20 protein-coding genes are annotated in these 17,752 nt (G+C 57.1%); 5 read left to right on the top strand and 15 right to left on the bottom strand.

The annotated features are described in order from the left end of the window. Positions 1 to 16 precede the first annotated feature (16 nt). Positions 17 to 979 carry a sigma-70 family RNA polymerase sigma factor gene (locus ACVWY8_RS10425; protein ID WP_457394631.1) on the bottom strand — a complete coding sequence of 321 codons (963 nt, stop codon included), beginning with the start codon at positions 977 to 979 and terminating at the stop codon, positions 17 to 19. A 278-nt stretch (positions 980 to 1,257) separates the two neighbouring features. On the opposite strand from ACVWY8_RS10425, the gene ACVWY8_RS10420 reads away from it, so the two are divergent. The 5 genes from ACVWY8_RS10420 (at position 1,258) to ACVWY8_RS10400 (ending at position 5,764) form a co-directional block, all read left to right on the top strand. After that, positions 1,258 to 1,443, top strand: coding sequence for a DUF2256 domain-containing protein (locus ACVWY8_RS10420; RefSeq protein WP_041437321.1), 186 nt, complete (start codon positions 1,258 to 1,260; stop codon positions 1,441 to 1,443). Between the two features lie 50 nt (positions 1,444 to 1,493). Further along, positions 1,494 to 1,970, top strand: a complete 477-nt coding sequence (locus ACVWY8_RS10415; protein ID WP_457394629.1) for a phosphate-starvation-inducible PsiE family protein — start codon at positions 1,494 to 1,496, stop codon at positions 1,968 to 1,970. Positions 1,971 to 2,191: 221 nt separating this feature from the next. Further along, entirely contained in the window at positions 2,192 to 2,671 is a 480-nt protein-coding gene (locus tag ACVWY8_RS10410) for a peptidylprolyl isomerase (RefSeq protein ID WP_011433087.1), read from the top strand. A gap of 110 nt (positions 2,672 to 2,781) precedes the next feature. Next, complete coding sequence (gene gvpJ, locus ACVWY8_RS10405) at positions 2,782 to 4,056, top strand: gas vesicle protein GvpJ (RefSeq protein WP_457394626.1); 1,275 nt, start codon at positions 2,782 to 2,784, stop codon at positions 4,054 to 4,056. A gap of 124 nt (positions 4,057 to 4,180) precedes the next feature. Next, positions 4,181 to 5,764: an NAD(P)H-quinone oxidoreductase subunit N gene (locus ACVWY8_RS10400; protein WP_457384346.1), complete on the top strand. Its 1,584-nt coding sequence runs from the start codon at positions 4,181 to 4,183 to the stop codon at positions 5,762 to 5,764. Positions 5,765 to 5,775: 11 nt separating this feature from the next. On the opposite strand, the gene ACVWY8_RS10395 is transcribed toward ACVWY8_RS10400, so the two are convergent. From ACVWY8_RS10395 to ACVWY8_RS10330, 14 genes are all read right to left on the bottom strand, one after another. Further along, complete coding sequence (locus ACVWY8_RS10395) at positions 5,776 to 6,021, bottom strand: alanyl-tRNA editing protein (RefSeq protein WP_202943694.1); 246 nt, start codon at positions 6,019 to 6,021, stop codon at positions 5,776 to 5,778. A 7-nt stretch (positions 6,022 to 6,028) separates the two neighbouring features. After that, positions 6,029 to 6,484: an alanyl-tRNA editing protein gene (locus ACVWY8_RS10390; RefSeq protein WP_457394622.1), complete on the bottom strand. Its 456-nt coding sequence runs from the start codon at positions 6,482 to 6,484 to the stop codon at positions 6,029 to 6,031. A gap of 60 nt (positions 6,485 to 6,544) precedes the next feature. Continuing rightward, entirely contained in the window at positions 6,545 to 7,357 is an 813-nt protein-coding gene (gene phnE, locus ACVWY8_RS10385) for a phosphonate ABC transporter, permease protein PhnE (RefSeq protein ID WP_011433084.1), read from the bottom strand. Then, entirely contained in the window at positions 7,357 to 8,166 is an 810-nt protein-coding gene (gene phnE, locus ACVWY8_RS10380; protein ID WP_457384349.1) for a phosphonate ABC transporter, permease protein PhnE, read from the bottom strand. The genes phnE (ACVWY8_RS10385) and phnE (ACVWY8_RS10380) overlap by 1 nt, the downstream gene beginning before the upstream one ends. A gap of 69 nt (positions 8,167 to 8,235) precedes the next feature. Continuing rightward, positions 8,236 to 9,048, bottom strand: coding sequence for a phosphonate ABC transporter ATP-binding protein (gene phnC / locus ACVWY8_RS10375; RefSeq protein ID WP_457394619.1), 813 nt, complete (start codon positions 9,046 to 9,048; stop codon positions 8,236 to 8,238). Between the two features lie 141 nt (positions 9,049 to 9,189). Next, positions 9,190 to 10,167 carry a phosphate/phosphite/phosphonate ABC transporter substrate-binding protein gene (gene phnD / locus ACVWY8_RS10370; RefSeq protein ID WP_457387127.1) on the bottom strand — a complete coding sequence of 326 codons (978 nt, stop codon included), beginning with the start codon at positions 10,165 to 10,167 and terminating at the stop codon, positions 9,190 to 9,192. 349 nt (positions 10,168 to 10,516) lie between these two features. Then, positions 10,517 to 11,473 carry a phosphate/phosphite/phosphonate ABC transporter substrate-binding protein gene (gene phnD / locus ACVWY8_RS10365; protein ID WP_049749639.1) on the bottom strand — a complete coding sequence of 319 codons (957 nt, stop codon included), beginning with the start codon at positions 11,471 to 11,473 and terminating at the stop codon, positions 10,517 to 10,519. A 257-nt stretch (positions 11,474 to 11,730) separates the two neighbouring features. After that, positions 11,731 to 12,963 (bottom strand): ABC transporter substrate-binding protein, encoded by a 1,233-nt coding sequence (locus ACVWY8_RS10360; protein WP_457394617.1) that lies wholly within the window; start codon positions 12,961 to 12,963, stop codon positions 11,731 to 11,733. 211 nt (positions 12,964 to 13,174) lie between these two features. Then, entirely contained in the window at positions 13,175 to 13,744 is a 570-nt protein-coding gene (locus tag ACVWY8_RS10355) for a photosystem I assembly protein Ycf4 (RefSeq protein ID WP_011433078.1), read from the bottom strand. A gap of 304 nt (positions 13,745 to 14,048) precedes the next feature. Beyond that, positions 14,049 to 15,122, bottom strand: coding sequence for an S-layer homology domain-containing protein (locus ACVWY8_RS10350; protein WP_457394615.1), 1,074 nt, complete (start codon positions 15,120 to 15,122; stop codon positions 14,049 to 14,051). Positions 15,123 to 15,167: 45 nt separating this feature from the next. Next, on the bottom strand, positions 15,168 to 15,482 hold the full coding sequence (locus tag ACVWY8_RS10345) for a DUF3181 family protein (RefSeq protein WP_414357902.1): 315 nt from the start codon (positions 15,480 to 15,482) through the stop codon (positions 15,168 to 15,170). 63 nt (positions 15,483 to 15,545) lie between these two features. Next, on the bottom strand, positions 15,546 to 16,178 hold the full coding sequence (locus ACVWY8_RS10340; protein ID WP_457394612.1) for a hypothetical protein: 633 nt from the start codon (positions 16,176 to 16,178) through the stop codon (positions 15,546 to 15,548). Between the two features lie 35 nt (positions 16,179 to 16,213). Next, positions 16,214 to 16,822: an anti-sigma factor family protein gene (locus tag ACVWY8_RS10335; protein ID WP_457397076.1), complete on the bottom strand. Its 609-nt coding sequence runs from the start codon at positions 16,820 to 16,822 to the stop codon at positions 16,214 to 16,216. Positions 16,823 to 16,824: 2 nt separating this feature from the next. Next, positions 16,825 to 17,487, bottom strand: a complete 663-nt coding sequence (locus ACVWY8_RS10330) for a sigma-70 family RNA polymerase sigma factor (protein ID WP_414399934.1) — start codon at positions 17,485 to 17,487, stop codon at positions 16,825 to 16,827. Positions 17,488 to 17,752: the final 265 nt, after the last annotated feature.

Genomic DNA, 17,752 nt, shown 5'->3' with positions numbered 1-17,752 from the left:
AGCCGTGGCCTACTGCCTAAAACGAGGTCATCCAATCTGCCAAAATTTCCTGTCGGCGTGGATGGCGCAGTTTGCGCATGGCTCGTGCTTGAATTTGTCGGACGCGCTCTCGAGACAGGCCGAAGAGCTGACCAATTTCGGAGAGAGTGTGCAGGTGGCCATCTTTCAGCCCATAGCGGAGCTTGAGGATTTCTTGCTCTCGGGGGCTGAGCTGCTCCAGCATTTCTTCCAGTTGGGCAGACAGCAGGTGCAAGTCCATTTGCGATTCGGGAGTGGGGCCGTTGGCGGCCTCGATAAGCTGCATCAGCTCCGTATCTTCCTCTTTGCCGACCGGAGTATGCAGCGAAAGAGTTTGGCGACCGGCTTCCAAGAGGGTTAAGAGAGCGTCCAGCTTGTCGGGGGAAATCTCCAGAGCTTTGGCAATCTCTGCTTGGGTGGGGCGACGGTTTAGGGCTTCGGTCAGATCTCGCCGGATCCGCTTCACCTGGTTGAGCTTTTCTACCATGTGCACCGGGATCCGCACCAGGCGCCCCTGATTGGCAACGGCGCGGGTGATCCCTTGGCGAATCCACCAGTAGGCGTAGGTGGAAAACTTGTAGCCGCGTTCGTACTCAAATTTTTCTGCGGCTCGGATCAGGCCAATGGTGCCTTCTTGAATCAGATCCAGAAACGGCACACCGCGATTTAAGTACTTTTTGGCAATCGAGACCACCAGGCGCAGGTTGGCCCTAACCAATTCCCGTTTCGCCCGTTCCCCGGCGGCTCCCCCCTCTGCAATCAGCCGTCCCAATTTCACTTCCTGCTCGGCATTGAGGAGTGGGTAGCGAGCCATTTCCCGCAAAAATACGCCCACTGAGTCTTCCGAAAGCGAGGCTTGGGTCGCTCGGTTGCCGGGTTTGCTGAGCCGTACCTCAACCCGCTTCAGTGGAGGAGGAGAGTTCTGAACAGCTACATTCGTCCCATTTGGTTGAGATTTCATACAAACTCAAGCTCAAGTTCACAAGCGGGTGTTAAGAACTTTACTCAGTACAGGATGGAGGCGGCTAACCTTTCAGCAAACCCAACTTCCTTCAGGGATCCCTGCAGACACAGGGCAGAGATCTCGCCGGATTTCAAGAGGCTACTCGATTTCTCTAGGTTCAGACTTCAGCTTTTGCTAAGGTGGGGCGCAGACTAAACACTTCCGTGATGGTAACGGTCAGCATCCGGTAGGATTGTTAAACTGACTACAGAGTTGACCTTGTTTTGCAGTGCACCATGCCACGCCAACGGAAGAAATCGGATTTGCCCAGCAAGATTTGTCTCACCTGTCAGCGACCCTTCACCTGGCGCAAAAAGTGGGCCGACTGTTGGTCGGAGGTGAAATACTGTTCTGAGCGGTGTCGCAATCATCGCCCCAAGGGATCCCTGCCTGCTTCCCGGCAAGACGGTTGGGACGGATAATGTTGTCGTTGAGACCAGAACACAGGGGTTTGGGCCCGTCGGAGTTGGCGATGCGGTTTCTCAAGTGGCTGTTGCACAATCCCCACGAGACAGAAGAGGAGGATCCCTTTTTGCGGGCCATCACCCGCCTGGAAAGCCTGATCTCGAAGCTACTGTCAATTTTGATGATCGGGCTAATCACAGTAGCAGTGGTGGACTTGGCCCGGTTCTTGGTGGCAGATTTGTTGATGGAGCCAACTGGGTTTTTCTCCACCACTTTGATCGAGATCTTCGGCCTCTTTTTAAATATTCTGATTGCGCTGGAAATTCTAGAGAACATCACCGCCTACTTGCAAAAGCAAGTGGTACAGGTGGAGTTGGTAATCGTCACCTCTTTGATCGCGGTGGCCCGCAAGATCATCATTTTCGATTTCGAGAAGCTGGGGGGGTTAGATCTCATCGGGTTGGGGGCAGCAACGTTGGCCCTCTCGGTGAGTTATTGGCTGGTGCGGCGAGCCAAGCCTCCATCCAAGTCCGGGGAAAATTAGGCTAGGACAGAATCCTGGTAGGATAGGGGTGGAGCTTTCCTGCAAGAAACGTGCGTGTGCGATCTGAGTTGGCCAGCCTGGTGAAGTTAGCTGTGCTGATGGTGGTGCTTTGGGTGGGGCTGAGTGCTCTCCCTGTCTTGGCCCGCCCGCATTCTTCTCGCGATTTGCTCCTGGCACAACAATTGGGCAAACCCGTGAAAACCTACAACAGTCCCCCGCCGATGGTGATCGACCCGGCCAAGTCCTACACGGCCACGATGGAGACCACCGCCGGCACAATGGTTCTGGAGCTGTTCCCGCAAGAAGCTCCCCTCGCCGTCAACAATTTCGTCTTTTTGGCCAACGACCACTTCTACGATGGTGTCATCTTTCACCGCGTGATTCGGGGCTTCATGATCCAAGGCGGGGATCCCACGGGCACGGGGCGGGGTGGGCCGGGGTACCGCTTTCCCGATGAGCCGGTGCAACGTCCCTACAGCCGCGGCACTTTGGCGATGGCCAATGCTGGCCCCAACACCAACGGCAGCCAGTTTTTTATCATGCACGCCGACTATCCGCTGCCGCCCAACTACACGATCTTCGGGCAATTGATCGAGGGAGAGGATGTGTTGGATAAAATTGCAACTGCGCCCACCGGCCCCCAGGATCGCCCGCTGAATCCAGTGGAGATCCAGTCCGTTCGTATCTCGGAGTCCAATTAGGTTGGGCCAATCGGGTGGAACAGTTTGGTTGAATTAACTTGGCCTCTGGCCCCATTTTTGCAACTTGCCCCCAGGGGGACTCAGGTATGGAGTTCGCTAGGCCCCGGCGAATGTCCCCCCGCATTCTGGCTCTGGATTTTGATGGTGTGCTCTGCGATGGGCGGGCGGAGTATTTTGCTTCCTCCTGCCGCGTTTGTGCTCAGGTGTGGGGCCTGGCTCCTGCTCAGCTAGAGCCGCTGCGTCCTGCCTTCGACCGTCTGCGCCCGCTGATTGAGACCGGCTGGGAGATGCCTTTGTTGTTGTGGGGGCTGCAGCAAGGGATCCGGGAGGAAGACTTGCGCCAAGACTGGCCCAGCTGGCGGCAGCGGTTGTTGCAGCAGTCAGGGATCCCTGCCCTCTCTCTAATCCAAGCGTTGGATCGGGTGCGGGATCGTTGGATTGCAGAGGATCTGCAGGGGTGGCTGGGGCTGCACCGGTTTTATCCGGGGGTGGCGGCTTGGCTACGCCAGGTTCAGGCTGCAGGGGAGCCGCGCTTGGCCATCCTCAGCACCAAAGAGGGACGGTTCATCCAGCAGCTCTTGGGCCGAGCAGGGATCCAACTGCCGCGCCACCGCATTCTGGGCAAGGAAGTGCGCGCCCCCAAGGCCACCACTTTACAGCGGCTACTGGCTGCCGCCCAACTGCCGGCTGAGGAGCTGTGGTTTGTGGAGGATCGCCTGCAAACGCTGCGCCAGGTGCAGAGGGTGCCGGAGCTGGAGCAGGTTCTCTTGTTTTTGGCCGACTGGGGCTACAACCTACCAGAGGAAAGGGAAGAGGCCGCTCGGGATCCCCGTCTCCATTTGCTCAGCCTGGAACAGCTTTGCCAGCCCTTTGACCGTTGGATTGCCCCTTCTCCCCCGCCGCGCTTTTCGATCAGTCCCGCCAGCTCGGAAGACTTGAGCCAGGCTCGGCCCACCCCTGGCCGGAAACGCCCGGAAGCCGGTTTGGCCTCTCTGGTGCTGACCTTGGTGGAGCTGTTGCGGCAGTTGATGGAGGCGCAGGTGGTGCGGCAAATGGAGGCCGAGCGCCTTTCTGCAGAGCAGATTGAGCGGGCCGGCAGCAGCCTACAAGCCTTGCGGGAGCAAATTCGACAAATCTGCAGCCTGTTGGAGATTGACCCGGCGGATTTAAACCTGGATCTCGGAGATCTGGGCACCCTCCTGCCCCGCCAGGGGGACTACTACCCTGGACAACCCCACCGCGAGGGATCCGTGCTGGAACTCTTGGATCGCCTGATCCACACCGGCATCGTCATCGATGGGGAGATCGACCTGGGGCTGGCGGACTTGGATCTGATCCACGCCCGCCTGAAGTTGGTGCTCACCTCCAGCGCCAAGCTCTACTGAGCATGTAGATTGAGAGCGCTGATGGAGACGATTGGGAGAAGAGATGCCTGAAGCGGAAAGAGAGACCGGAAATCGCGGTATGCTGGCTGTGGATCCCCTTAATCTCTCTTCATAGTCTTCTCCTATGGATGTCTTTGCCCCAACCGGAAACCTGTATGCCGGTGCCATTTGGCCGGAAGTGGTGGTTACCCTCACCCTCTTGCTCGTCTTGGTGGTGGATTTGGTCGGTGGTTCGGCGGCGCGCAAAAGTCTTCCGGCCCTCTCCATCTTTGGCTTGATTGGGGCTTTGGTGACCTTGGTGTTGCAGTGGCAGCAGCCCCAGTTGGAGAGCTTCTTGGGCAGCTTTGCGGCGGATCCCATCAGCATTCTCTTCCGTGGCCTGGTGGTGGGGACGGCGGTGCTGACGGTGATGATGGCAGAACGCTACATCGCCCAGTCGGGAGCCCCCACAGGCGAGTTTTATGTGTTGCTGCTCACGGCCACCTTGGGGGGCATGTTCCTCTCCGGGGCGACGGACTTGATCCTAGTGTTTGTATCTTTAGAAACGCTGGGCATCGCCAGCTACCTGATGGCCGGCTACACCAAGCGGGATCCGCGTTCTTCCGAGGCAGCCCTGAAATATCTCTTGATCGGGGCCAGCAGCACAGCCATTTTTCTCTACGGCATGTCGCTGCTCTACGGCCTTTCGGGTGGGCAAACGAAGCTGGAAGCCATTGCCTCCTCTATGGGGGATGCCGGCTTGGCAGGGATCATCGCTTTGGTCCTCTGCATTGGTGGTATCGGGTTTAAGTTGGCGGCAGTGCCCTTTCACCAGTGGACTCCTGATGTCTACGAGGGATCCCCAACGCCGGTGGTGGCCTTTTTGTCAGTGGGATCCAAAGCAGCAGGCTTTGCCTTGGCGGTGCGCTTTCTGGCCACCGTGTTTCCGGCCATGACGGAAGAGTGGCGGGCGGTGCTCTCGGTGCTGGCCATTTTGACCATGGTGCTGGGGAATGTGGTGGCCATTGCCCAAACCCGCCTCAAACGGCTGCTGGCCTATTCTTCCATTGGACAGGCGGGCTTTGTTTTGATCGGCTTGGTGGCGGGCACTGAGGCCGGCTATGCCAGCTTGATCTTCTACTTGATGGTCTATTTGGCCATGAACTTGGGGGCCTTTTTGTGCATCACCCTGTTCAGCCTGAAGACCGGCACCGACGAAATCAACGAGTACAGCGGCCTTTACCAGAAGGATCCCTTCCTCACCCTGTGCTTGAGCATTTGTTTGCTCTCCTTGGGTGGGTTGCCGCCTCTGGCGGGCTTCTTCGGCAAGCTGTATCTGTTCTGGGCCGGTTGGCAGGCGGGGGCCTATACCCTGGTGTTGGTGGGGTTGGTCACCAGTGTTATCTCCATTTACTACTACGTGCGGGTGGTGAAAACGATTGTGGTGAAAGAGCCGCAAGAGATGTCGGTTTCGGTGCAAAATTACCCCGAGACCAACTGGCAGGCAGAAGGTATGCCTGCTCTGCGGGTCGGTATGGTGTTGACTCTGGTGGCCACCATCTTTGCCGGGATTCTCTCCAACCCCTTGTTTACCTTGTCCATCCAGGCGGTGGAGCAAAGCCCGTTCTTAGGGTTCCCGACAGCACAAGCGCCCATTCCAGAGTCGGCGAGTCTTCAGGTGGCAGTCGATGGATCTTTGGGTTCATTGACTCAGCCCAGCCAAGGGTAGTCTGTAGTTTTTCAGGGATCCACCAAGCTGACCACAATGCGTCGGTTTTGCTTGCCTTTGCTTTCGATCTTGCTCACCACCAACTTGCCAATTTCTCCTGTCGCCCGTACATGAGTGCCGCCGCAGGGTTGCAAGTCCACATTCTCAATTTCCAGCAAGCGCACTTGCCCCTGTCCGGTGGGGGGCTTGACCGACATGGTGCGCACCAGGCTGGGATTGGCTTTTAGTTCTTCATCGCTAACCCAGCGGGGGTTCACGGCGTGGTTACCTTGTACCAAAGCATTGAGACGCACCCGTCAGGGTTTCTTTGTCGGGTTTTTCTCCAGGGATGTTAAAGTCCAATCGGCTTTTGCTTTCACCCACCTGACCCCCCGTAACGCCACCTTCTACCACTGCACAGAGCAGGTGTAGAGCCGTATGCATGCGCATGTGCCGATAGCGACGTTCCCAGTCGATGCTGGCGCTGACTGACTCTCCCAGACTGAGGGGTGGGGATCCCTCTGCCGGGATGTGGAGGATGCCCATTTCCCCCTTTTGGGTATCGACAATCGGGATGACACGACCGTCCGATGTAATCAGGGATCCCGTATCGCCGGGTTGTCCACCGCCGGTGGGATAGAATACCGTCCGATCCAACTGGATCCCGTTATCCACAAGGGCAATTACCCGAGCCTGGCAGGTGGTGAGATAGGCCTCCGCCCGAAACAGTTCTTCCGTCATGAGTCATACAGTTGTGCTGTTGCAAACTGCCCTTCACCGTAGCCTATCCGGATCCCTGGGCTAAGTCAGGGCTTGCCGGGCCTTGGCGGAGATCCACTCGCTGATGAACACAGAAACGAAGATCACAAGCAGGATCATGCTCACCTGATTCCAGCGCAGGGTGTTGATGGAAGCATCTAGCTGTAGGCCAATTCCACCGGCACCGACCAATCCAACCACCGTAGACTCTCGCAAATTGATATCCCAACGGTAAATTGTTACCCCGAGGATGTTGGTGATCACCTGCGGCCAAATGGCATAGCTCAGTACCTGGGCACCGCTAGCCCCCGTGGAACGGATCGCTTCTACTGGTTCTTCGTTAATCTCTTCGATGCCTTCATAGATCAGCTTGCCCATAAATCCGACAGAGCGTAGGGCAATGGCTAAGGTTCCGGACAAGACCCCTGGCCCAAGAACAACCACCAGGATCAAAGCCCAAATCAGGGAGTTAACCGAACGGGTGCCGACGATGATGAACAGGGCGATGTAGCGCACCAGCAAATTGGGAGTGGTGTTGCGGGCTGCCAAAAAGGCCACCGGCACCGAAATCACAAAGGAAAGGGCCGTACCCAATGTGGCAATGGTGAGGGTATCCCAAAGGGGGCGCCAAAGCTGTGACATGTAGTCCCAACGGGGCGGTACCCCCCGCGAGAGCATTTCTCTTCCCTGGCGCGGTGCATCCAGCACAAAGCCCCAGGTGGTACGGTCTGCAATGAACTTAGCGCAGGCAAACATCAGTAACAGCAGAGCCAACCAGAAGGCATACTCAAGCAAAGTTTGCTTTTGATTGCGCCACTGCCAGGTCTTGATCCCACTGCTTTCCAGAACAGGCATTATTGCACCCTCTTGCGAATCCAACCAGAACTCAATTCCACCACCATCACCAGAGCGATAATCACAAGGATGATGGCAGAGGCCGTGTCATAGTCGTAGCGACGTAAGGAGGTGTTCAGGGTAGAGCCAATCCCACCGGCACCGACAATCCCCAGAATGGCCGCCTCCCGAATGTTGATGTCGAAACGATACAGAGTCAAGCCGATCATGCGGGGCAACACCTGCGGCACCACCGCGTAGCTGACCATTTGGAGCCAAGAAGCCCCCGTGGAGCGAATCGCCTCCACCTGTACTGCATCAATTTCTTCGATGTCTTCTGCCAAAAGCTTGCTGAAAAAACCCAAACTCCCAAAGATGAGGGTGAGCACTCCAGCAAAAGGCCCAAAGCCAAACATGACCACAAACAAAATGGCGATGATCACCTCTTGGAAGGTGCGCGACAGGGCAATCAGGCCACGACAAACCAGGTAGACCGGCATTGGCACCAAGTTGCGTGCGGCCCCAAACCCCACCGGAACCGCGACAATAAATCCTGCCACGGTGGAAATGGCGGCCATGGTCACACTTTCCAGCATCCCGGTGAAAATCAAGTTGCCGCGGGTGGTGAAATCGGGATGCAAAAAGGCCAACAAGAGACGGCCACTACGCTGCATACCGCGGGCTACCCGGGCTGGATCGAAATTGAGAGTAGAAAGCGCAAAGATCAGGTAAATGACCGCCCCAAGAATCAGTCCCCAGCGAACCCAAGGATTTTTAATCAAAGGTGGTGGCGACCATTGGCGCCCGCTCAGTGTCGTTGCCTGTGCCATGGGTGTGCTCCGCACTACTGACTTCTATTGACTTCTACTGACTTCTGCAAGGGATCCCTTAGTGGGTGGCTACTCCAGCCGAGACGGCTTCGTTTTCTTCGGAGTCTTGGGCTGGGCCAGAAGCATTCCAATCGAAGCATTCCAATCTTCTTCGCCGTAGATTTCGTTTAAGACGCTGGGGGTGAGGCGATTGGGGGGGCCATCATACACCACTTCCCCAAACCGCAAACCGACGATCCGCTGGGCAAACATTTGCGCTAGAGGCACATCGTGAATGCTGATGATCACCGATAGGCCCCGCTCTGAAGCCAGCTCGTTGATCAGGCGCATAATTTGGCGGGAGGTTTTCGGGTCCAAACTGGCGGTCGGTTCATCCACCAATAGCAGCTCTGGGTTTTGCAGGAGAGCCCGGGCGATTCCCACCCGTTGCCGTTGCCCCCCAGACAAAGCATCTGCCCGCTTATCGGGAAAGTCCGACAATCCCACTCGATCCAGTAAGCGGAAGGCTTCGTCGATGGTGGCTTGGGGAAACTTGCGGAACCAGCTTTGCCAAAAATTGACGTAGCCCAACTGACCCGCAAGAATATTTTCCATCACGGTCAGGCGCTCCACGAGGGCATATTCCTGAAAGATCATGCCGATTTTGCGTCGTGCTTGCCGCAACTCCCGGGTGTTCAAGCGAGTGAGGTCGATTCCATTGAGCCAAATGCTGCCACTGGTCGGCTCCACCAAGCGGTTGATGCAACGGAGCAGCGTACTTTTCCCAGCACCCGAAGGACCAATCAAGGCCATCACCTGCCCATCGGGAACTTCTAAGGTCACCCCTTTCAGGGCCATATCGCCTGTGGGGTAACGTTTGCTGAGGGAGTCGATACGTAGCATCTTGATAACCTACTTGAAGTGGACATTTGCAATTGCGGGCCTTCTAGAACCAGATGTTTGCAATCTTGAGAGAATTTTGAAATCAGAAGGGATCCCCTATGGCTTGCCCTGAACAAGGGATCCCGATTCTGTTCAGCCCACCTATTGGGGAGGGGCATTTTCTTGAATCAGCCGGATCACTTCCCAATCTTCCTTGTAGGTGATGGGAGCAAAGGAAGCTCGGTCAAAGGCTTCTGCCAACTTAGTGCCTGCAAAGTCAAAGGTATAGAAGGCCTCGCGGATTTTCTCCTGCAGCTGTGGATCCAAATTGTGAGCATAGCCAAATGGGCCGCTGGGGAAAGTAGCCGATTTGTAGAGGGTACGAAACTGATCGCACTGCACTTGTCCGGCGATGCACATGCGGTTGAGCACATCGTTGGCAATGGGGGCCGCATCGTAGTCTCCGTTGAACACACCCAAAATGGAGTTTTCGTGCCCCCCAGAGAAAGTGGCTTCGTAGTCCACACCGTCCTTAAAGCCAGTTTCCGCCTCGATCAAAATACGGGCGCTGATGTAGCCGGAATTGGAGGAGGGCTGGGTGAAAGCAATGCGGCGGCCTTTGATGTCTTCTAGTTTTTCCAAGCCACTATCGATGCGAGTGATCACTTCCATTTCGTAGCCAAAGCTACCATCTTCCTTGGCAAAAACGGCGAAAGGCACAAAGCCTGCTTGGTTCACAGCGCGGGGGGTACAGCCGGTGCAGGTGCCCATGATGTGTAAACGTCCGGCCCGCATTGCCTCGGTTTGGGCGGCCTCGGAATCAACTGGCACAAATTGCACATCTTTACCGGTCACTTGCTTGAGGTAGTCGGTAAATTCCTGCCAGGTTTCTGAATAAACGGCGGGATCCTCGGAAGAAGTGTAGGAGATGAGCAAAGTGTCAGGATTGACAATTTGAGCGGGATCCGTCGGAGTATCCGCCACCAGATCCCCATCGGCATCACAATAGCGCTCATCCATGCCTGCCGGACGAGGGCAAGATTGAGCTTGAGCAGATTGATAACCCACTAGCACAGCAACCAAACCAGCCAGGGCAAGGCTTTTGGATAACAGACGAGCCACAGAGCAAAACGCCAACATTGCAAAAACCCCCGAATGCAAGATGAAGCAAACCGTTATCAGCTAAAAAACACAAAAGTGGGCGAGAAGATCCAGCTAATCAAGAGACTTGATGTGAATTCATAAGCTACAGAACCCAAAGAAGATCTGCAAAACTCACGTCGCCTAACGAAACTTAATAATATAGTAGCGCTGTTTGACCCCTGTAGAGTTAAGACAGGTTTAATAGGAAGTTAAGAGTGGGTTATCACATACTCGTCGAGATGGGGTATGGACGGAACCAGCCAGTGCGATTTCTCTAGATTCAGCTCTAGATTCAGAACTATGTAAATCAGGGATCCTCTCTGGGCAGGGGATCCCTGAGGACTGCCTAAAGCGTATATTCCACGCCCTCTTCTTCCTGAATGCGACGGATGATCTCCCAGTTTTCTTGATAAGTAATCGGTGCAAAAGCTACCCGGTCAAAAGCTTGTCGCATGGCTGTGCCCTCAAACTCAAAAGTAAAGAAGGCTTCTCGGATCCTTTCTGCCAGCTCAGGGTGGAGATTGTGGGCATGGCCGAAAGAGCCGCTGGGGAAGGTCTCCGATTTGTAGAGGCTGCGGAACTGGCTACAATCCACTTGCTCGTTGAGGCACATGCGATTAAGCACATCGTTGGCAATGGGGGCGGCATCGTAGTCTTCGTTGAACACACCCAAAATGGAGTTTTGGTGGCTGCCAGAAAACTCGGCGATGTAGTCTCCTGCCTCATCATCCAAGCCTGTCTCTTGTTTGATCAAAATGCGAGCACTGATATAACCGGAGTTGGAGGAAGGATGGGTAAAAGCTACACGACGACCGGCAATATCATCGAGGGCTTGAATATCGCTATTCACATGAGTGATCACTTCCATCTCGTAGCCGATGGATCCATCTTCTTGTTGGAAAATGGCAAAGGGCACAAAGCCGGCAACATTCACGGCTACAGGAGTACAGCCTGTGCAGGTACCCATAATGTGTAGACGTCCAGCGCGCATTGCCTCGTACTGAGCAGCCTGAGAATCGGCAGGGACAAATTGCACCCGTCTACCGGTGACTTCCTCTAAGTGAGCGGTGAATTCAGCCCAGGTATTGGCATAGACAGCTGGCTCTTCTGAGGAGGTATAAGACACCAACAGCACTTCCGGATCTACCCACTCCGAGGGATCCTCCGGCAAATCGGCAACCAGATCCCCCACCCGATCACAGTAGCGGGCATCCATTTGAGGAGGGCGGGGACAGTCTAGACGAGCCTGAGAAAGGCTGCTGCCCAACCCCAAGGTGACAGCTCCCGCCAATCCAGCTCCCATCACCAGCTTTCCCAACGGGATCCGAGTTCCAAAAGAAGATAGTGTCATCATGAATAAAAGCTCCCAACTATGGCAATCAACAAGAGCATCTGACGAACCCAGAAGAGGTAAAAATTCCTCCTCTAGGCCCTAGAAGTCTTGCCTGAAAAGCAAAAACCATCTCAAATTCATTGAGATGGTTCATTCATTTGTATTTATGTCATATTACAGTTAATAAATTTTTAAGAAGAGTCTAGGATCTCGTTAAGGTTGCTCCATTAGCGCCCGCCAATCACAGCGATGTAGTTGGTCACCCATTCGTAGTAGGGCACACAATCCATCCGGCCATCCCCACAATCGGCCACCGGCGTCTTCCAGAAGGAAATGCGCTCAAAATTGTCGATGCCATTGGTTTGGCAACCTTCCGGCCCCAGCAGCTCACTGGCCTGACAAGCGGCTGGCACCACCGGCACCGACCCAAACCAAGCCGCCAGATCCCCTTGCACCTTCGGGTTCAAGGAATGTTCCATCCACAGGTAGGCACAGTTGGGGTGTTTGGCGGTAGCGCTGAGCATGGTGGTATCAGACCAGCCGGTGGCTCCCTCTTCCGGTACCACGCTGGCGATGGGCTGTTCCTCGTACTGCAACAGGTTCACCTGGAAGGGCCAAGAGCCGGAGGCCACCACTCCTTCGTTGACAAAGTCATCCACCTGCACCGCCGCATCGTGCCAGTAGCGTCCAATCAGTTGCCGCTGCTGTCGCAACAGATCTAGGGCGGCATCAAACTGTTCACGGGTTAGCTCATAGGGATCCGTGATGCCCAATTCTGGGCGGTGGGCTTTCAGGTAGAGGGCGGCATCGGCAATGTAGATGGGGCCATCGTAGGCTTGGATGCGGCCTTTGTTGGATTTGCCATCTGCCAAGGTTTTCTCTTCAAACACCACATCCCAACTGGTGGGGGGTTCCGGGAAAACCTTTGTGTTGTACATCAACACATTGGATCCCCATTGGTAGGGCACGCCGTAATGCTTGCCATCCACAGTATGCCAGGGAGCATCCTGCAGGCGCGGGTCGATGGTCTCCCAACTGGGGATCAGGCGGGGGTTAATCTGCTGCACCCGTTCCCCCTTGATCAGTCGCAGGGTGGCATCGCCGGAGGCCGTCACCAGATCAAAGCCGCCCTCATTCATCAGGGCTACCATCTCATCGGAGGTTGCCGCCACCTTAACGCTGACTTGGCAGCCGGTTTCTTTCTCAAACTCGGTCACCCAGTCATAGGCGGGATCCGTTTCTCCCCGTTCGATATAGCCTGCCCAGGCCACAATCGAGACCGCCCCCTCTGGGCGGCCCAAGCGATACAGGGGCCCGCGAGCAGCATGGGCGGAATGGGAGGTCAGCAGCAGCGTGAGCAAGGCCAAGCCCAATGAGAGCAGAAGAGTTAGCCAGAGGCGAAACAGAATAGACCCCAGCTTCTTGGCCTGTAGGGGAATGAAGGGGTTCAGGTTGGCCATCACAGGCTTCTCCCAGGCAACAACTGCGCTGGCATCAAGGGTAGATCATTCCTCGAAGAGATCCCGCTACATTGAAAACAATCTCGACAACTCTCTATTCGACTCCACAGTTCTGGATCCCCCTCAATGGTTTCACTGTTGCCCAAGGATGGGATTCCGTCTCGCTCAAGCGACCAGCAGGGCGGGGTCAAAGCAATGGCACCGCAGGGAATCAAATGCCCTCTAGGCTGACGTTGAGAAAGCGGGCGATCTCGGCTGCCTGGTTTTCGATCTCCGTCAGGGGAGGTGGCTGGCCTACGCCGGTGAGGGGGATGTCGCCACGTCCTTTCACCCGCAAGTAGATGGCTCGGCGGGGGTTAAGCCCCTCTCTCAGCTCCACCCGTAAGCTTTGCACATCGGCAAAGTCATACTCCAGGCGGACTTCACGGTTTTTGCCCGGAAAGCCCTGGCGCACCAGCGTTATCTTTTGCGTGCGCCGGTCGAACTCGTTGTAGCCGCCTCCCAAGTTCCAATACAAACTCAGCCACTGGTATAGCCCCGCCAGGGATCCCAGCACCCCGTAAAAGAGCATGGCAATGCCCTGGGGAATAAACACCAGGCTGGCGGGATCGGAAAAGGGGAGCAAATTGCGGTGGAGATAGCTGGAAAGGCCGGCCAAGGTAAAGCCCAGCCCTCCCCCCGTCAGCGCCACCGCCCAAAAGTACACGCTGGGCCGCCGCGACCCAATCACGGTGTAGCGCAGCAGATCGGCAGAACGGATTTCAGGAACAATGGCGGACACAGTTGGGATCCCTGCAGGTTTTCCAAGGCTGGCTTCCCCCATTCTATAGGCTATGGGCGGCAAGGGTTTTCCCCAGCAGAGGGGCGCTCAGGGGACTGGCAAGAGCTAGAGCCGCCTGGGGAATGGGGGCGGAAGTCCTCTGCGCTGTACAGCCCCTCTCCCGAAGGGAGTTAGGGATAGTTTTTATTGTTATGGCTCCTTTTGCTCCTTGTAAGAGCCGTAGCAGGGATCCCTGCTGGAGCTCTGAGGTGTTCCATCTGCTGATAAAACCTGGACAGTATACGCCGATGGGATCCCTCTCACCTCAGGGTTGGGTTTGGCGTGGGGTAACGATCCTGCCCTCCCCTGGGGCAACTTCCGAGGAACGGGGGCGGGCCGGCGCAGAGGGCTCATCAACGGCATTCGAGGGAGAGGCAGGGTTGGGATCCGGCTCGGGAGAAGCCGTCTGCTCCGGTTCTGCGGCAGGGGGAGAAGGCTGAGGCTCAGGGGTTGGGTCTGGCAGGGCTGGCGGCTGGGGTAGGGCGTCTTGGGCCGTTCGTTCCCCAAAAGCCGACAGGGCGATGGCGGCTTCCCCGCGGCTAACCGGCTCGAAGGGGTTGAAGGTGCGGATGGGGCCAAAGGTGCGCAGCACGGTGGAGGCATTCTCTAGGCTGCGATCGGCTACCAGAGCAGGAATGGCTTCAGGAGGAATTTGCGCCGCATCGGTGAACCCCCAGCGCTCCTCCAGCTCCGCTCGGGATCCCTTGATCTGGCCGGGAGGTAAGTCCAGAGGCACCTTCATGCGGATCAACTCCGCCCGCGACAGCAGGCTGTTGGGGCGAAACTCTCGATTGGCATCTCCGGCAATTATGCCGGCAGCTCCCAGGGCTTGAATGTAGCGAAAGTTGGGATCCTCTTCCGGCACATCCAAAAAGAGGGGGCGTTCCGAGGGGGATCCCAGGCGGATCTGCCGGCTGGGCTCGTCGGCGTGGATGGCGTTGTTGGCCAGCACCAGCCAACGGGCAAATTCTCCGCGACGAACGCTGCGCTGCGGCTGAAATTCGCTGCCGGGGATATCGGCAAAAACTCCCAACCGATCCAGGTATCCCACCGAACGGGCCACCAGAGATCCCGGCTCCAGGTCTGCAAAGCGGCTGCTGTCCGGGCTGGGCAGGGGTGAGGAAGGGGTGGGAGCAGGGGGAGCGGAGATAGAGGGCGGGATGGATCCCGGCAAAGGTTGAGGCGAGGGAGATGCCGGCAGCTCAGGTTGGGCTGTGGGCAGACCTACTGGGCGTACAGCGCGCTCCAGCCGTTCTCCCCACTCGGTTCCCTGACAGGCCGACAACAGCCAGAGCAGCGGAATAAGGCTGCCGAGCTTGAGCCAGGGGCCAGGCCGCATAGGTCTAGACTGATGATGCACCGCTCTACCTTTCTCTATTGGTCTCTATTGGGCCCATTTGCGGCTGAACTCCTCCAGCACATCCAGCAGGTTAAGCAGGCTTTGCATCGGCAGGAGATCGGCCAGGGGCAATTCTTTGCGCCCACCCCCCACTTTCACCGGGATCCCTTGCAAGATCTCCGTGACGGCGTCCTCATCCACCTTGCCTGCCATCACCTGGGGTGCCAGTCGCTCCGCCAAAAGGGTATGCAGGTGGGCATCGCGCAGGTAAAGATGCCAGCGGGCCACATCGATGTAAACTTCCTTGCCAATGGCAGCGGCCAATTGCTCAATTTCTGGGTTGCTGGGCACTTTGGCCATCGCTCAGCTCCGTTGGGGGTTGCGTCTGCCCTTGCTCAATCATAGCCTGAACCCAAGGGATCCTCAGGGAGAGCTGGCAGCCGAGCGGTCGGGTAGAGGTAGGGCGAAGTTCTCTTGCAGCTGCCGCAGCATCAACAGGTGTTCCAGAGCTAGGCGATCCCGTTCTGTCCGCAACTGGCTCAGTTGGGCCTGAATTTGGCGGATATCGGCCTCGTCGGAGTCCCAGGTTTGCAAAAGGCGGTAGAGGCGCTCTTGTTGGTTGGCAATTTGCCGGTTTAGGCGGGCTAGACGGCGGCTGAACTCCACATCCATTTCCTCTGCCAGCTCGGGATCCGGCAGCAGGGCCAAGCGATCCCAATGGATGCCCAGGTCGGCCAAGCTTGGCGGGGACGGATCCAACTCCTTGAGGAGGGGGAAATCCGGAAAAAGCAATGGATCTGTTTGATCGGGGGCGGGGGGTTGAGGGCGAGCCACCGGACGGGTGAGACGGGATCCGGGCGAAGGCAGGTTTGTGGGCTGGGGGGCAGGCTCCTGTCCACTGGGAGAGGAGTGCAACTGCTTCGGACTCCGTCCCGCCGGCGCGGACGGCGCTGCCAGATGGCTACTGCTGGGATCTGCCTGGGCCGACAGGGATCCCAGACTGCATAGCCAAAGGCAGACTCCTAGCCCACAAGCCCAGCGAACTGCTTTTTCCACCCTGCGCTCCTCAGTCTTTCTCAAGCCTGCTCAGGTCATTCCCAGCCCACCAAGGACTCCGTCCCGTTGATGCGAACGGCTCCGGTCCCGTTGGCGGGGCGAGATCCACGGTTGGGGATTGTCTCAAACAAAATCGAGTAGGCATCTTGCTTTTGCCCCGGCTCGAAAAGATAGCGTTGGGCAACACGAGCAGAGGCAGGCACGATGGCCACGCGCACCGGCGGATCTTCCAGCGATACCAAAGGCTGGGGATGAGACCAACGCCATCCCACCCAGCCCGCCCCTGCCAAGGCCACTACAGCCGCTGCCACCCGTCCCCAAGGGGTGCCCTTACGTTGCCGCCAGCCCAGGTCGAGCATTGGCCGCCGATCCAGCTCAGCGAACACACGGCTGATCAACAGCTCCGTCTGGATGGGATCCAAGGTGGGGGCCTTGAGATTGGCCAAACCGGCCTGCAGAGCTGCCAGTTGGCTGTACAGTTGCCGCGCCTGAGGATCGCTGGCCAGCCAATCTTCCACCTGCCGCGCCTCTTGAGACGACAATTCCCCATCCAAGTAGGCGCTCAACTGTTCAAAGCGCTCATCCACCACCGGCAGCTCTTGCTGGGGATCCCTGGGGTCGGGGTTGGGGTTGCCGCGAACCATGGTCATTCACCATTAAGGTAGGGTTTTAGGGTGGATTGTAGGCGGGCGCGGGCGCGGGCAATGCGAGACTTAACAGTGCCCAAAGACACCCCTGTGATCTCGGCAATTTCCTCATAAGCCATTCCCTGAATTTCCCGCAGCAGGATTGTCTGGCGAAAGGCCTGCGGCAGGTCGCGGACGGCTTGGTGCAATCGCTCGTAGAACTCGCAGGTGGCGAGGTGCTCATGGGGACTGGGGCTCTCGCTGGGCAGCTCCCATTCCATCTCGCTATCCCGCATCTGAATCGGCGCATCCAGAGAAAGGGGCTGCTGCTGTCGTTTGCGCTTGCGCAGCTCGTCGTAAAACAGGTTGGTGGCGATCCGCCCCAGCCAGCTGCGAAATTTTGCCGGCTCCTGTAGGCGTTTCAGGTGGCGGTAGGCCCGGATCCAAACTTCCTGGGCCAAGTCATGCCGGTCCTGCCAGTCCGGGGCAAGATGATAGAGCACCTTGTCCACATGGGCCTGATGGCGACGCATCAGCTCGGCAAAAGCCTCCCGATGGGGCTGGGATCCCTGCTGACAGAGCAGCACCAGATCCGCATCAGCGAGCTTTTCGGGCCGCACAGGCACGTTCTTCACCAAGACGGACCAGCGCTGGCCACTGATGTCGCTGAGGGCAGCATCCATAGGCATCCATAGGTTGTAACAACAGCAACAGCGGAGGGATCCCCTCCCAGACAGAACCTCTGTTGCCCAGACGAAATGGCAGAGTTTGGGTTCCCCCCACCCTCAACCGCAGGGTAGCTCTAGAGGCTCTGAGGGCCATACCGGCAAGACTCCACAGCAAGACCACCTCCTCACTAGGTTGTGTTGATCTTTCATTTGAGCCAAAAGAGAGCACTGACGAGATAGAGAAAACTCAAGAAGTTCCTGGCCAATTTGTCAAAACGAG

Source organism: Thermostichus sp. OS-CIW-32, from assembly GCF_054060415.1.
The sequence above is the reverse complement of the archived record's forward strand: the minus strand, read 5'-3'. Positions and strand labels throughout refer to the sequence as shown.